11 protein-coding genes are annotated in these 14,163 nt (G+C 67.5%); 7 read left to right on the top strand and 4 right to left on the bottom strand.

All coding sequences use genetic code 11. The features are described from left to right. Nucleotides 1-21 precede the first annotated feature (21 nt). Nucleotides 22-1,428 (top strand): leucine-rich repeat domain-containing protein, encoded by a 1,407-nt coding sequence (locus ACSQ3N_RS16785; RefSeq protein ID WP_436146865.1) that lies wholly within the window; start codon nt 22-24, stop codon nt 1,426-1,428. Nucleotides 1,429-1,515: 87 nt separating this feature from the next. Continuing rightward, nucleotides 1,516-1,899 carry a VOC family protein gene (locus tag ACSQ3N_RS16780; protein ID WP_056172107.1) on the top strand — a complete coding sequence of 128 codons (384 nt, stop codon included), beginning with the start codon at nt 1,516-1,518 and terminating at the stop codon, nt 1,897-1,899. A gap of 57 nt (nt 1,900-1,956) precedes the next feature. Here ACSQ3N_RS16780 and ACSQ3N_RS16775 read toward each other — a convergent pair whose 3' ends face one another. The 3 genes from ACSQ3N_RS16775 to ACSQ3N_RS16765 all read right to left on the bottom strand — a co-directional run bounded on the left by ACSQ3N_RS16775 (nt 1,957) and on the right by ACSQ3N_RS16765 (nt 6,408). Beyond that, nucleotides 1,957-2,601, bottom strand: a complete 645-nt coding sequence (locus ACSQ3N_RS16775) for a GNAT family N-acetyltransferase (RefSeq protein WP_436146864.1) — start codon at nt 2,599-2,601, stop codon at nt 1,957-1,959. A gap of 94 nt (nt 2,602-2,695) precedes the next feature. Continuing rightward, a complete protein-coding gene (locus ACSQ3N_RS16770) occupies nt 2,696-5,317 on the bottom strand; it encodes an ATP-binding protein (RefSeq protein ID WP_056172103.1) in 2,622 nt (873 codons plus the stop codon). A 155-nt stretch (nt 5,318-5,472) separates the two neighbouring features. After that, nucleotides 5,473-6,408: a LysR family transcriptional regulator gene (locus ACSQ3N_RS16765; protein ID WP_436146863.1), complete on the bottom strand. Its 936-nt coding sequence runs from the start codon at nt 6,406-6,408 to the stop codon at nt 5,473-5,475. A 126-nt stretch (nt 6,409-6,534) separates the two neighbouring features. Between ACSQ3N_RS16765 and ACSQ3N_RS16760 the strand changes: the two genes are divergently transcribed. From ACSQ3N_RS16760 to ACSQ3N_RS16745, 4 genes are all read left to right on the top strand, one after another. Continuing rightward, the gene (locus ACSQ3N_RS16760) at nt 6,535-7,917 is read left to right on the top strand and encodes an acyclic terpene utilization AtuA family protein (protein WP_436146862.1); all 1,383 of its coding nucleotides are present in this window, start codon (nt 6,535-6,537) and stop codon (nt 7,915-7,917) included. Nucleotides 7,918-7,930: 13 nt separating this feature from the next. Continuing rightward, nucleotides 7,931-8,329, top strand: coding sequence for an AtuA-related protein (locus tag ACSQ3N_RS16755; RefSeq protein ID WP_436146861.1), 399 nt, complete (start codon nt 7,931-7,933; stop codon nt 8,327-8,329). A 68-nt stretch (nt 8,330-8,397) separates the two neighbouring features. Continuing rightward, a complete protein-coding gene (locus tag ACSQ3N_RS16750; RefSeq protein WP_436146860.1) occupies nt 8,398-9,393 on the top strand; it encodes a Bug family tripartite tricarboxylate transporter substrate binding protein in 996 nt (331 codons plus the stop codon). Nucleotides 9,394-9,601: 208 nt separating this feature from the next. After that, complete coding sequence (locus ACSQ3N_RS16745; protein ID WP_436146859.1) at nt 9,602-11,734, top strand: alpha/beta hydrolase domain-containing protein; 2,133 nt, start codon at nt 9,602-9,604, stop codon at nt 11,732-11,734. Nucleotides 11,735-11,976: 242 nt separating this feature from the next. On the opposite strand, the gene ACSQ3N_RS16740 is transcribed toward ACSQ3N_RS16745, so the two are convergent. Then, nucleotides 11,977-12,870, bottom strand: a complete 894-nt coding sequence (locus tag ACSQ3N_RS16740) for a LysR family transcriptional regulator (RefSeq protein ID WP_436146858.1) — start codon at nt 12,868-12,870, stop codon at nt 11,977-11,979. A 127-nt stretch (nt 12,871-12,997) separates the two neighbouring features. Between ACSQ3N_RS16740 and ACSQ3N_RS16735 the strand changes: the two genes are divergently transcribed. Next, the gene (locus ACSQ3N_RS16735; RefSeq protein WP_436146857.1) at nt 12,998-13,864 is read left to right on the top strand and encodes an MBL fold metallo-hydrolase; all 867 of its coding nucleotides are present in this window, start codon (nt 12,998-13,000) and stop codon (nt 13,862-13,864) included. Nucleotides 13,865-14,163 lie beyond the last annotated feature (299 nt).

Below are 14,163 nucleotides of genomic sequence, written 5' to 3'. Positions count from 1 at the left end.
CCACCGTCACCACCCGACCCCATGACCACCAAGCCCAAATGGACCGACCGTCTCTACAGCCCTGTCCGCGTGCTGAACCATGCCGACAAACTTCATCTCGAGAAATTCAGCGACGCCGATCTGGACCAGATCGCGGGCTGCGATGACGTCCTGGACATGGACCTGCGCAGCAACCGCACCGCGCAGCCGGTGGATTTGTCGCGCCTGGCGCACATCCAGGGACTTCGGCGGTTGAGCCTGGAGCGCATGCAGTTCACCAATCTGCAGGCACTCAAGTCGCTGCCTCATCTCAACTCGCTGACCATTGCGCATTGCGACTTCAACGACTTCGACGCGCTCAATGGCCTGAACGTTGAGACGCTGTTCTTGTGGAACAACAAGCTCGCCCGCTTCCCGGCAGGGCTCGACCTGCCCAGGCTGGAGAACCTGTACCTGTCGAGCAACCGCATCACCGACCTGTCCTTCGTCGCCAGCTATCCCGCCCTCAGGTGCCTGCATGCAGACGGCAACCGGATCACTGATTTGTCACCCTTGGCAAGTTGCACGGCCTTGGAGTCCCTGTGGATCGATGACAACCCGCTGGCCACGCTGGCGCCGCTGGCAGGCCGGCGCTACCAGCGCATGCATGTCAGCAATGAGCTGAGCGCCGAGCGAACGGCCCTTGGGCTGGAGTTGCCGGAGGAGCCGTATGTGCGCGACGCGGCAAGCATCGAAGCCTCGCGCATCGCGCAGCTGATGGAGGCCGAGGACTGGCCGCGGCTCTACGCCGTCACCGATGTGGCCTTGTTGGGTGACGCATTCTCCAATCTCGTGCACGGGCACTTCGACGAGGACATGGTGCGCGGCGCGCTGGCACACCCGGCCCCTGGCGCGTTCGATGCGATGGTGACCCACGGCCTGCGTCCGCACTATTGGGACGAGTCCCAACTGTTGGTGACCGTACTGAGCAGCTTTGGCGAGCGCCTGGTGACCCCGCTGACCCAGAGCTTTCACGCCGAACTGGCGTTTTACCCGGAGTACGAACCGTTCTACGCGGGCAAATTGAAGCACGAGCATGCCACCATCGCACGCATCCTGGTAGAGGCACCCCTGCCAGTGTTTGCCGACCTGTTCCTGGCGTTCTTCAACCAGCGCGGGGACTTCTCCGAGGCCCACCTGCACCACTACAAGCGCTTGCTCGACGTGGTGGGCAAGGTGAATTCACCGCAATTGGTGGACCCCATCATCGACCTGCTGCGGTTTGAAAAGCACATCCTGGGTGGTGACGCGGCTTTCATGAAAAAAGTCTTCAAGGCCATTGGCCAGTTGGGCACCAAGGCCGATGCGGCCGTGCTGGCCAGCCGCTTTGACGTGTCCGCTGAAACCCGGCCTGATGTGGCGGAGGCCTTCGAGGCCACCCTCAAAAAGCTGCAAAAGAAGAAGAGCTGATGCGCCGCAGGTGGCGACCGCCGCTCACCGGGCAGACAATGCGGCCCACAGCAGCCTGTGTGCTGCGCACCCCTGCGGAGGTCTCCCATGCCCATCGAGCTCGATCACCTTCTGGTCCCCGCGCGGGACAAGGTCGCCGCCGCGCGGGTGCTGGCGGGGCTGCTGGGCGTGCCGTGGTCAGACACCGGCGTGGGGCCCTTTGCGCCGGTGTTCGTGAACGACGGCCTCACCCTCGACTTTGACGAGTGGCCGGCGCCCATCCCGCGCATCCACTACTGCTTTCGCGTGAGCGAGGCCGAGTTCAGCGCCATCCTGGCGCGCATCGAGGCAGCGGGCATTGCGTACCGCAGCGCAGTGCACGGGCCGGTGGACATGCAGGTGGACACCGCCCATGGCGGGCGCATCGTGTACTGGAACGAGCCGGACGGCCACCAGTGGGAGATGCTGACCGTGAGCTACGCGCGCCGGTAGCGCTGCACCCGGCGCAAGGCTCCACGGCCGACCTGCCTGATTGAAGGCAGATGGAGATCAGGCCGATGAATACCCGGTGCCGTGGTACCCCGGCAGCCTGGTGGTGTAGAAGTCGGGGTGGATCCAGGTGTAGTGCCCCAGGACGAACGCGCATTTGTCGATGTCCGCCGTCGATAGCTTCACGGCATAGCTCTTTTGCAGGTAGTCGGGCGTGGCTTGCTGGGAGTGCTGGTACGCGAACCCGAACCGGCCATAGAAGGTTTCCGAGCCCCCCACGGTCGTGATGTGCACCTGCGCCGGCGTGGCGTTCTGCCGCAGCAGGGCCATGCGCGATAGCAGCAGCAAGGTGCCCAACCCTTTTTGCTGGTGCGCGGGGTGCACCATGCCGAACGAGAGGGTGACAAACTGCTGGCCTTCAACGGGGTCGGCCGTCATGCCACCCACGGCCACCACCGCGTTGTCCTGCTCGATCACCACGATCAGCACTTTTCCATCACGCAGCCATTGCGCAAACATCGGATAGAACCCGGCCGGGAAGTGCAGCGGTTCGTTGAGCTGGTAGATCTGCTCGCACTGCGCAATGTCTTCGGGCTGCAGCAGCCGGACCTTGCACAAGGGCAAGGCGCCGACGAATCCCATCTGGAATTCGCCCTCTTTCCGTGCAAAGAAGCGCCGAATCTTTTGAATTGTTCCAGTCATCATTCAAGACGCCCCGTCGCTGATGACGGCCCCGCACAGGTGCGTTCGATGGCGCGGCAGCGCGCTCGCACCCTGCGCGCCGCCACCACCGATACCGCTACCGCTCGATCATCTCCTGCACCTTGGCCGCCAGCGCCGCCACGTCGAACGGCTTGGTGATCACCTCCATGCCGAAAGCCAGCAGCCCGTTGCCCACCGCCGCGTTCTCGGCGTAGCCGGTGATGAACAGCACCTTCAGGTCCGGGCGCGTCACGCGCCCGGCGTCGGCCACCTGGCGGCCGTTGAGGCCACCGGGCAGGCCCACGTCGGTCAGCAGCAGGTCGATGCGGCGTTCGGACTGCAGCACGTGCAGGCCTGCGGGGCCGTCGCCGACCGAGATCACGTTGTAGCCCAGGTCTTCCAGCTCTTCGGCGATCAGGCCGCGGATGGTGGCCTCGTCCTCGATCACCAGCACCACCTCGCCATCGGCGCGGTGGTCGAAGGTGGGCTGCACGTGCGGGTTCTCCTGGTCGGCCTCGCCCATGTAGCGCGGCAGGTACAGGCACATGGTGGTGCCTTCGCCGGGCACCGAATAGATGCGCACCTGCCCGCCCGACTGCCGCACGAAGCCGTACACCATCGACAAGCCCAGCCCCGTGCCCTGGCCCATGGGCTTGGTGGTGAAGAACGGGTCGAACGCGCGGGCGATCACCTCGGGCGTCATGCCCACGCCGGTGTCGGTCACGCACAGCGATATGTACTGGCCGGGCGGCAGCTCGCGCTCGGCCGCGGCGCGGTCGTCCAGCCATTTGTTGGCCGTCTCGATGGTCAGGCGGCCGCCGTTGGGGGCCATGGCGTCGCGCGCGTTGATGCACAGGTTGAGCACCGCGTTCTCCAGCTGCGACGGGTCCACCTGCGTGAGCCACAGGCCGCCCGCGCCCACCACCTCCACCTCGACCGACGGGCCCACCGTGCGGCGCACCATTTCTTCGATGCCGCCCACCAGGCGGTTCACGTCGGTGGGGCGCGGGTCCAGCGTCTGGCGGCGTGAAAACGCCAGCAGCCGCTGGGTGAGCGCCGCCGCGCGGCGCACCGCGCCCTGCGCCATGCCGATGTAGCGCTCGGTGTTGTCGAAGTTCCGGGCGTTCAGGCGCTTTTCCAGCACCTGCAGGCTGGCGCTCATGCCCGCCAGCAGGTTGTTGAAGTCGTGCGCGATGCCGCCGGTGAGCTGGCCGATGGCCTCCATCTTCTGCGACTGGCGGAACTTGGCTTCGACCTCCATCAGCTCGTTCGTGCGCTCGGTCACCTTGCGCTCCAGCGACTCGTTCATCTCGCGCAGCTGGGCTTCGTTGGTGCGCAGCTCGGCCTCGGAGCGCGCGCGCTCGGCGGCGGTGCGGGTGCGGGCCGCGATCTCGCGCATGAACTCGCACTCCTCATGGGTCCACTGGCGCACGTCGTCCTGGTTGACGAAGAGCACCGCCACCAGGCGCCCGTGCTCCACCACCGGAATGTTCATGAAGGCGCGGCCGCTGAGCGCATCCAGGGCGTCGGCGGCCATGGCGGTGCGGGTGTCCAGCCGCGCATCGGTCACGCGCACGAACTCGTCCCGCTTGAGCTCGTCGACAAAGGTGCCGAAGTCCCGCAGGCAGAGGCTGCCCTGCAGCGTCTGCACCCCGGGGGCCGTCCAGTCGCACTGCACATGCAGGGTGTCTGACTCGTGGTCCACGCGGCCGTAGCCCGCGCGGCTGACCTTGAGCGTGTGGCCCAGGATGCGGGCGGCGGCCAGGCTGATGTCGTCCACGTCGTCCAAGCCGCGCAACTGGCTGGTGAACTCGATCAGCGCGTCGCGCTTGGCCTCGGCCGCCACGCGCTCGGTCACGTCCAGGCCTTCCACGAAGATGCCGGTCACGGTGCCCGAGGTGTCGCGGATCGGCTGGTACACGAAGTCCATGTACCGCTCGCTCACCGCTTCGCCCGCATGCTGCCGGATGTCGAAGCGGGCGCCGTAGGCCGTGGCCGCCTTGCCGCTGGAGTACACGCCGTCGAGCATGGCCACATAGCCCTGTTCGGCCGCTTCGGGCAGTGCGTCGGCCACCGTGCGGCCCAGCAGGCTGCGGTCGCCCACCATCTCCAGGTACTTGGGGTTGGCCAGCTCGATGCGGTGGGTGGGGCCCTGCAGCAGCACCATGAAGCTGGGCGACTGCTCGAACAGCGTGGCAAAGCGCTCGCGCTCCATCAGCAGGCGCCGGTCGGCCAGCACCTTGTCGGTGGTCTCCACCACCAGCGCCTGGGCGCCCACCGGCGTGCCCTGGTCGTCCACCAGGGGGGAGTAGTTCAGGTCCACCCACAGCGGGCGGTACACGCCGTCGCGGTTCAGGCTCAGTTCCTGGTCGTCGTAATGCAGCGTGCCGCCGGCCAGGCAGACCTTGAGCACGCGGTCGTTCAGGTCGGCGGCCTCGGGCCAGGCCTCGCGGATGTTCATGCCCAGCAGGCCGGGGTGGCGCCCGCCCGCAAAGCCGGCGTACGGGTCGTTGTAGATCAGCACGCCCGGCTCGCCCCACAGCGTGGCAATGGGCATGGGGCAGCGCAGCATGTTGACCAGCGCGCCGGTCAGGTAGGGCGGCCACTGCTCTATGGGGCCCAGGTCGGTGGTGCTCCAGTCAAAGTCGGCAATGAGCCCGGCCATCTCGCCGCCGGCTGACAAAATGAAATTCTTGACGTGGGATGTGCCGTTGGCCATGCGTGCCAGTTCCTGTGATGGGTTTGTGCGCTGGGCGGTGGTCTGGCACCGTTGATTCCGCGCAATGATAAAGACACCGGCTCCCCGGTTTGTAGGCCAGTTGCCTATAGCCCCATCGGAGACAGCAACTTCTGGATACACCTGCGCTATCGGTGCTATCGGTGCTGTTGCTGCTGTTGGTGCGCCTGCTGCGCCGGTACGGGCGCATGCGCCATCACCAGGGCGTACAGCGCCTGCGCCGCCACCGACAGGCTCTCGTCGCGCCGCCGCACCAGGTAGATCTGCCGCGTGAGGCCTGCCAGCGCCAGGGGGCGTGTGACGAGCCCCGGCTGCTCGAAGTGGAACAGCGTCAGCGCCGGCACCACGCTGATGCCCAGGCCTGCGCGCACCATGCCCATCACGGTGGCCAGTTGCTCCACCTCCATCAGCGTGTGCATGGCCTGCGGGTGCAGGGCGGCCTCCAGGTACTGGCGCACGCTGCTGGTGCGCGCCAGGTGGATGAAGGGCCAGGCCGCCAGATCCTGCGCGGTGATGGCCTTGCGCCGGCGCGCCAGCGGGTGGTCTGCGGGGCACACCAGGTAAAAGCCGTCGCTGCAAAAAGGCTCGGCCTGCAGGGCAGGGGTGTCGGCGCGGATGGCGGCCAGCGCAAAGTCGGCATGGCCGCTGGCCACGCGCTCGATACAGGGCTCGGACAGCACGTCGGCAATGTCGATCTCGATGCCGGGGTGCGCCGCGCGGTACTGCGCCAGCACGGCGGGCAGCCAGCCCGCGGCCAGCGACGGCAGCAGCGCCACGGCCACCCGCCCGCGCTGCAGCGTGGCGGCATCGCGCACGGCCGACAGCGCGTTGGTGATCTCTGCGCGGATGCGGCGGGCCGACTCCAGAAAGTTGTCCCCCTCGGGCGTCAAGTCCACATGCCGCGTGCTGCGGTCGAACAGCCGCAGGCCCAGGTCGTCCTCCAGCGCGCGGATCAGCGCGCTGAACGCAGGCTGCGACAGGTGGCACAGGGCTGCCGCGCGGGTGAAGCTGCGCTGCTCGGCCAGCGCGATGAAGGCGTCGATCTGGCGGCTGGAGAGGTGGGCGGTGCTCATGGGTGAAGGCGAGGGCAGAAAAGCCCGCAAGGGCTATTTATCTGCAATGCAAATGGATTCATCATAAATATCGATTTCACAGAATACCGCAGTGTTTCTACAGTGGTGCCCAGGAGACACACATTCATGGCGAACAACACCCATCTGCGGGTCGGCTGCGCCGCCGGCTTTTCGGGCGACCGCACGGACGCGGCCTTGCCCGTGGTGCAGGCGCTCATCGCCAGTGGCCAGCCGTCGGTGCTCATCTTCGAGACCCTGGCCGAGCGCACGCTGGCCCTGGCGCAACTGGCCCGCCGCACCGACCCCGATTCGGGCTACGAGCCGCTGCTGGCCGACCTGCTGCGCCCCGTGCTCGGGCTGTGCCTGGCGCACGGCGTGCGCATCGTCAGCAACTTCGGCGCGGCCAACCCGCACGGCGCCGCACGCCGCATCCAAGCGCTGGCGGCCGAGCTGGGCCTGGCCCGCCCGCGCATCGCCGTGCTGCAGGGCGACGACCTGAGCGGCCCGGCCCACCGCGCGCTGCTGCAGGACGCCCTGGGCAGCGCCATGCCCACCGAGCCCATCGTGAGCGCCAACGCCTACATCGGCGCACAGGCCATCGCCGATGCGCTGCGCGCCGGGGCCGACATCGTGGTCTGCGGCCGCGTGGCCGACCCATCCCTGGTGTTGGGCCCGGCGCTCGCGCACTACGGCTGGGCGCTGGACGACTGGGACCGCCTGGCCCGCGCCACCATGGCCGGGCACCTGCTCGAATGCGGCGCGCAGGTCACGGGCGGCTACTTTGCCGACCCCGGCTACAAGGACGTGCCGGGCCTGGCCCAACTGGGCTACCCCATCGCCGAAATCGACGCCGACGGCCACTGCACCATCACCAAGCCGCCCGGTACCGGCGGGCGCATCGACGAGCGCACCGTCAAGGAGCAGCTGCTGTACGAGCTGCACGACCCGGCGGCCTACCTCACGCCCGACGTGGTGGCCGACATCACCCGGGCCCGCGTGCAGGCCGTGGGCACCGACGCCGTGCGCCTCACCGGCGTGCAGGGCCACGCGCAGCCCCCCACGCTCAAGGTCAACGTGTGCTTTGAATCCGGCTGGTTCGCCGAGGGCGAAATCTCCTACGCCGGCCCGCGCGCCCAAGCCCGCGCGCGCCTGGCGGGCGAGGTGCTGCGCGAGCGGCTGGCCGGCCTGGGCCCGCTGCGCATCGACCTGATCGGCGTGACCAGCATCTTCGGCGACGACACCAGCCGGTGGCTCGATGCGCCCGCCAGCGATAGCAACAGCAACAGCGGCGACGGCCGGGACGACGTGCGTGATGTGCGCCTGCGCGTGGCCCTGCAGCACCGCGACCACGCCAGCGCCCAGCGCCTGGTGCGCGAGGTGACCGCGCTCTACACCTGCGGGCCTGCGGGCGGCGGCGGGGTGCGCACCGCCATGCGCCCACGCCTGGGCACGGTGTCGTGCCTGGTGCCGCGCGATGCGGTGGCCGTGCGCTTCGAGATGGTTGATTGAGGGACCACACACCATGACTTCTGCAACCCCGGCCGCAACCCAGCCCGCCACCACGGCAACCATCACTGTTCCGCTTTATCGCCTGGCCCACAGCCGCACCGGCGACAAGGGCAACCGCTCCAACATCAGCGTCATCGCCTGGCACCCCGCGCTGTGGGATGTGCTGGTCGAGCAGGTCACCGAAGCCGCCGTGTCCCGCCAGTTCGCGCTGCGCCAGCCACGCCAGGTCACGCGCTACCTGCTGCCCCAGCTGCAGGCCATGAACATCGTGCTGGACGATGTGCTGGACGGCGGCGTGAACGATTCGCTCAACCTCGACAGCCACGGCAAGGCGCTGAGCTACCTGATGCTGGACATGCCCGTCACCGTGCCCGCCGCGCTGGCACCGCACCTGGGCGGGCCGCCGCCGTAGCCGTCGCTTGTTTGACGGGTTCCCGATTCCCTTCCCGCTTTTCCATACCTATACACAAGGAGACAACCATGAACCGATCCACTTCGCTGTTGAACCTGGGCCGACGCCACGCGATGGCCGTCGCCGTGCTGGCGCTGGGCGCGCTGCAGGGCGGGGCTGCCCATGCGCAGGCCTACCCCGCCAAGCCCATCACCTTCGTCGTGCCGTTCGCGGCCGGCAGCGCCACCGACCAGCTGGCGCGCGCGCTGGGGCAGTCCATCACCACCGACACCAAGCAGGCGGTGGTCATCGACAACAAGGCCGGTGCCAGCGGCATGATCGCGGCGTCGGCCGTGGCCAAGTCCGCAGCCGACGGCTACAGCGTGCTCATCACCACCAACACCACGCATGCGGCCAACGAGCATCTGTACAAGAAGCTCTCGTACGACCCGGTGAAGGACTTTGTGCCGGTGACCGGCCTGGGCAAGGGCGGGCAGGTGCTGGTAGTCAACGCCACCGCGCCGTACAAAAACGTGGGCGAGCTGCTGGCCTTTGCCAAGAAGAACCCCGGCAAGCTCAGTTTTGGCAGCGGCAGCTCGTCGAGCCGCATGGCCGGCGAGATGCTCAAGCAACTGGCCAGCGTGGACATCCTGCACGTGCCCTACAAGAGCAACCCGCTGGCCATCACCGACCTGCTGGGCGGGCAGATCGATCTGATGATCACCGACACCTCCACGGGCGTGCCCCAGGTCAAGGCGGGCAAGCTGCGTGCGCTGGGCTATTCCACCCAAAAGCGCAGCGCCCAGCTGCCCGACGTGCCCACGCTGGACGAAGCCGGCGTGAAGGGCTACGACATGGGCTACTGGTTTGCGGCCTACGTGCCGGCCGGGACCCCCGCACCGGTGGTGGCGCGCCTGAACGAGCTGCTCACGGCTGCCACCAAGAGCGCTGCGGCCAAGAGCTTCTACGACAACGCGGGCTCCGAGGCATGGACGACCACGCCCGATGAACTGGCCAAGTTCCAGGCCGCTGAAACCCAGAAGTGGGGCAAGGTGATCAAGGCCGCCGGGATCGAGGCCGAGTAAGCCAGCAGGCCACCCAAGCCAGCCCACAAGCCGCAGCCCCCGCGCCGGGCCGCGGCTTTTTCCAACCCTGTTTTCCGTTCTGCCAGTCCGCCTGCCTTCCCCGGCAGGCGCGGGCGGAGCCTTGCCGCGCGCAGCGCACCAGACACTGCCGTTTTGCCCTCAGAGCCGCTAGAGCGGCCACCACCCACCATCCATCCCAGGAGACACCATGCAACCCCTTCGTGCATTCGGAAAACTCGCCCTCACGGCCGCCGCCGCGGCATCCCTGGCCGCTTGTGGCGGCAGCGGCAGCAGCAATGGGGACGACGCCCCCAAAGGCCCGGCCCTCAAGCTCCAGATCACTGCCACCGAGGCCTTCCCCGGCAGCTATGGCGACGTGGGCGAGTACGAGCGCCTCACAGGCACCATCAGCGGCGAGGTCGACCCCAAGGACCCCAAGAACGCCACCATCCAGGACCTGGCGCTTGCGCCCACCAACGCCAACGGCATGGTCGAGTACCAGGCCGACTTCGTCATGCTCAAGCCCAAGAACATGGCCAAGGCCAGCGGCGTGCTGCGGTACGACGCACCCAACCGCGGCAACATCCTCACGATGCTCAACCCCACGGCCACGCCCAGCGACGCGGTGTACCTGGAGCGTGGCTACGTGATGCTGTACTCCGCCTGGCAAGGCGACGTGCCCAAGACCACCCCGGCGCGCCTCACGGTGACCGTGCCCGTGGCGAAGAACAAGGACGGCAGCAGCATCACCGGCCCTTACCGTGCCGAGCTGGTGCCCACCGTGGCCAGCGCATCAATGACGCTGCCCGGCGGCGTCTTCAACGGCACCATGATCCCGTACGAGCCCGCCAGCCTGGACAACACCCAGCCCGGCTACTCGCTCACCCGCCGCGCCAACGAAACGGATGCACGCGTGCCGGTGCCCGCAGCCGACTGGAAGTTCGCCACCTGCGATGCGGGCACCAATGCCTTCCCCGGCACCGCCAGCCCCACCAGCGTGTGCCTCAAAGGCGGGTTCGACCCGGCCTACCTGTACGAGCTGGTCTACGTCGCCAAGGACCCCAAGGTCATGGGCGTGGGCCTGGCCGCGCTGCGCGAAACGGTGAGCTTCTTTCGCAGCAAGGCGGCCGACTCGTCGGGCACGCCCAACCCGCTGGCGGGCCGCATCCAGTACACGCTGGGGCAGGGCACCTCGCAGTCGGGCAACGCGATGAAGACGTTCTTGCACCTGGGCTTCAACCAGGCGCTCGACGGCGGCAAGGTGTTCGACGGCATGTTCGCCCACGTGGCCGCGCGCCAGACCCACATCAACACCCGCTTTGCCGTGCCCGGCGGCGGCGGGGGCCTGCGCACCGACCACACGGCCTTCGGCCAGACGGCGCCGCGCGGGCTGGACAAGGACTACAACGACGACATCAGCGGCCGCCAGGGCGGCGTGATGAAACGCTGCGCCGCCACCAGCACCTGCCCCAAGTTCTTTCTGGGCCTGTCGGGCACCGAGTTCTGGCAACTGCAGGGCTCGCCCGTGCTGACCGATGCCCGCGGCACCAAGGACCTGGCCCAGCCCGACAACGCGCGCATTTATTACTACGCCAGCACCCAGCACGGCGGGGCAGGGGGCACGGCCAGCATCGCGTATGCGCCCACGCGCGCTACCTACCCCACGGGCACGGTGGTGCACTTCAACGACACCTTCCGCGCGCTGTTCCTGAACCTGGAAGACTGGGTGGTGCGCGGCACGCTGCCGCCCGCCAGCCAGGTGCCACGCATCGACAACGGCACGCTGGTGCGGCCCGAGGCGCTGGCCTTTCCGGTCATGAAGGGACTGACCTGGGCGGTGGGCGGCGTGCAGACGGCCATCCCTGAGTTCAGCTACCGGGGCCTGTACAACAACTTCCCGCTGTTCGACTTTGGCCCGCAGTACATCCCGCAGGACGAATCGGGCATCGCCACCATCCTGCCCCCGCGCAACCTGGGCCGCGACTACGCGATCATGGTGCCGCAGGTCGATGCGTCCACCGGCCTTACCCGCGCCGGCATCCGCAGCGTGGAAGCGCGCGCGCCTCTGGGCACCAGCATCGAGTTCAACTACGTCGCCACGCCCGGCATCACCGACCTGGCCAACCTCACCGGCAGCTTCATCCCCTTCCACAAGACGCGCGCCGCACGGCTGGCGGCGGGCGATGCGCGGCCGTCGCTGGAAGAGCTGTACGGCACGCAAGACGGCTACGTGGCGGCCGTGACCGAGGCTGCCAACGCACTGGTGGCGCAGCGCCTGCTGCTGCAGCGCGATGCGGACCTGCAGATTGCGCGGGCCAAGGCGGCGGCGGTGCTGCCGTGAGGTGAGGTGACGGGGAGAGGCGATGGGACAGAGACTTTGTTTCTGGTGGCGCCATGCTTTGTGGCGACCGCCCTCTCTCCCCAACCCCTCTCCCGCAAGGGGCGAGGGGGCAGAACACCGCCGAGCGTTCGATCACCCCTCCAAAATTCAAGCAAAAAAAGCCCCTACCGCTTGACCAGCAAGCGCTCCCAGCTATTAAAAATATAGCGTTCGACCTCGCCGCCGCGCCAGCCGGTGCACCCCTACCAAGGCACGCCAGCAAACCGCTGCACTAAAAAATCCAGCAGCGCCCGCACCGCCGGCGACAAATGCCTGCGTGACGTGTACAGCGCGTGGATCGTCATCGCAGGCAGGCTCCACGCAGGCAGCACGGCCTGCAGTTCCCCGCTGCGCAGCAACGGGTTCGCCAGGTATGTCGGCTGCATCGCAATCCCGCCCCCCGCCAGCGCCCCGCGCATCAGCGTGGTGGCCTCGTTGGCGCTGAAGTGGCCCGACACGCCCATGCGCTCGGTCTCTGCGTCCCGGGTCAGCGTCCACACGCTCTTGCCAAAGTTGGCATAGCTCAGGCAGCGGTGCTGCGCCAGATCGGCCGGCACCTGGGGCGTGCCGTGCGTGGCCAGGTAGGCGGGTGATGCCACCAGCACCGAGTCACACCGCGCCAGCGGCCGGCCGATGAGCAGCGGGTCGGGCTCGGCGCTGATGCGGATGGCCAGGTCGATGCGGCGCTCCACCAGGTTGAGCGACCCCTCGCTCGCGTCCAGGTCGATCTTGAGCTGCGGGTGTTGCGCCAGAAAGTCCGCAATCGCCGCGCCCATCTGCGCGAACGCGAACGACACGCTGCAGGTCAGCCGCAACTGGCCGCGCAGCTCGCCCTCGGTGGTGCTGGCGGTTTCTTCCTCCAGGTCTTGCGACAGCGCCAGCATCTGCTGGCAGCGGCGCAGGCAGTGCTCGCCGGCGTCGGTTAGCGTCACGCTGCGGGTGGTGCGCTGCAACAGCCGCGCCTGCAGCCACTGCTCCATCTCGCCCACATAGCGCGTGACCATGGCGCGCGACATCTCCAGCCGCTCGGCCGTGGCGCTGAAGCTGCCGCTGGTGGCCACTTCCACAAACACCCGCATGGCGGTCAGGCGGTCCATATTTGCTCTATTGGTGCAACAAATATGCGCATTTTATGGGGTTTATTGGATCGATTGGCGCAAATAAACTTCGCTTCGACATCAACGCCAAGCCCTGACAACCCTTCAACTTTCGGGAAAAACCACCATGTTCCGCACCACCCTCATCGCCGCCACCCTCGCCGTCGCCTTCACTGGCGCCCAGGCTGCCCAGCCCCTGCAAGTCAAGGTCTACAACGCCGACGGCAACAGCTTCAACGTCAACTCCACCGTGGTCTACGGCGACAAGGAAGCGATGGTCATCGACGCCGGCTTCACCCGTGCCGACGCACTGCGCATTGCCGCCAACGTGCTCGACACCGGCAAGGAACTCAAAACCATCTACGTGAGCCAGGCCGACCCCGACTACTACTTCGGCGTGGAAACGCTCAAGGAAATCTTCCCCAAGGCCGACGTGGTGACCACCCCCGCCGTGCTGGAGAAGATCAACGCCAAGCTGGCGACCAAGCTCTCGTTCTGGGGCCCCAAGATGGGCGCCAACGCACCGCGCACGCCCGTGCTGCCCAAAGCCATCAGCGGCAACACGCTGAGCGTGGACGGCCAGGTGGTCGAGATCCGCGGCACCACCGGCGTGCTGGCGCACCGCCCGTATGCGTGGATCCCGTCCATCAAGGCCATCGTCGGCAACATCGCGGTGTCGGGCACCAACACCCACGTGTGGACGGCCGATACGCAAACCGTGGCCGAGCGCAGCGCCTGGGTGGCCCAGCTCGACGAGATGGCCGCACTGCAGCCCACGGTGGTCGTGCCCGGCCACATGCCTGCCGGCGGCACGCTGGATGCTGCCAACATCACCTACAGCAAGGGCTACCTGCAAGCGTTCGAGAAGAATGCCGCCGCCACCAAGACCAGCGCCGAACTCATCGACGCGATGAAGAAGGCCTACCCCGCAGCGCCCATGGGCCTGTCGCTGGACATCGGCGCCAAGGTCAACAAGGGCGAGATGAAGTGGTAAATCGCTGAGTAACGGAAAGGGCAAAGGCCGGCGACGAACCTGCGTTCCATCCATCGCTGCCGTTCGGGCTGGTGCCGCCGTTCAGGCTCCCACAACCGCTCGGGCTCTCACAACCGTTTAGCCTCCCACACCCGTTCGGGCTGAGCTTGTCGAAGCCCCGCGCAGCGCTTCGACAAGCCTGTCCTGAGCCTGTCGAAGGGCTCAGCGTGAACGGGTGGAAGATGATCGAACGCAGATAGATAGTTAGTCCCATAGATAGCTAAAAGACGTCGTTCTGCAGCGCCAACGCCCGCCATCCG

The organism is Acidovorax sp. LjRoot194 (genome assembly GCF_964253015.1).
Lineage (GTDB): Bacteria > Pseudomonadota > Gammaproteobacteria > Burkholderiales > Burkholderiaceae_C > Acidovorax.
This window is presented reverse-complemented; position numbering and strand designations above follow the sequence as displayed.

Excerpts from the sequence above, each read along its gene's own strand:
- ACSQ3N_RS16785 (WP_436146865.1), top strand. The coding sequence starts at position 22 with ATGACCACCAAGCCCAAATGGACCGACCGTCTCTACAGCCCTGTCCGC.
- ACSQ3N_RS16780 (WP_056172107.1), top strand. The coding sequence starts at position 1,516 with ATGCCCATCGAGCTCGATCACCTTCTGGTCCCCGCGCGGGACAAGGTC.
- ACSQ3N_RS16775 (WP_436146864.1), bottom strand. The coding sequence starts at position 2,601 with ATGATGACTGGAACAATTCAAAAGATTCGGCGCTTCTTTGCACGGAAA.
- ACSQ3N_RS16770 (WP_056172103.1), bottom strand. The coding sequence starts at position 5,317 with ATGGCCAACGGCACATCCCACGTCAAGAATTTCATTTTGTCAGCCGGC.
- ACSQ3N_RS16765 (WP_436146863.1), bottom strand. The coding sequence starts at position 6,408 with ATGAGCACCGCCCACCTCTCCAGCCGCCAGATCGACGCCTTCATCGCG.
- ACSQ3N_RS16760 (WP_436146862.1), top strand. The coding sequence starts at position 6,535 with ATGGCGAACAACACCCATCTGCGGGTCGGCTGCGCCGCCGGCTTTTCG.
- ACSQ3N_RS16755 (WP_436146861.1), top strand. The coding sequence starts at position 7,931 with ATGACTTCTGCAACCCCGGCCGCAACCCAGCCCGCCACCACGGCAACC.
- ACSQ3N_RS16750 (WP_436146860.1), top strand. The coding sequence starts at position 8,398 with ATGAACCGATCCACTTCGCTGTTGAACCTGGGCCGACGCCACGCGATG.
- ACSQ3N_RS16745 (WP_436146859.1), top strand. The coding sequence starts at position 9,602 with ATGCAACCCCTTCGTGCATTCGGAAAACTCGCCCTCACGGCCGCCGCC.
- ACSQ3N_RS16740 (WP_436146858.1), bottom strand. The coding sequence starts at position 12,870 with ATGGACCGCCTGACCGCCATGCGGGTGTTTGTGGAAGTGGCCACCAGC.
- ACSQ3N_RS16735 (WP_436146857.1), top strand. The coding sequence starts at position 12,998 with ATGTTCCGCACCACCCTCATCGCCGCCACCCTCGCCGTCGCCTTCACT.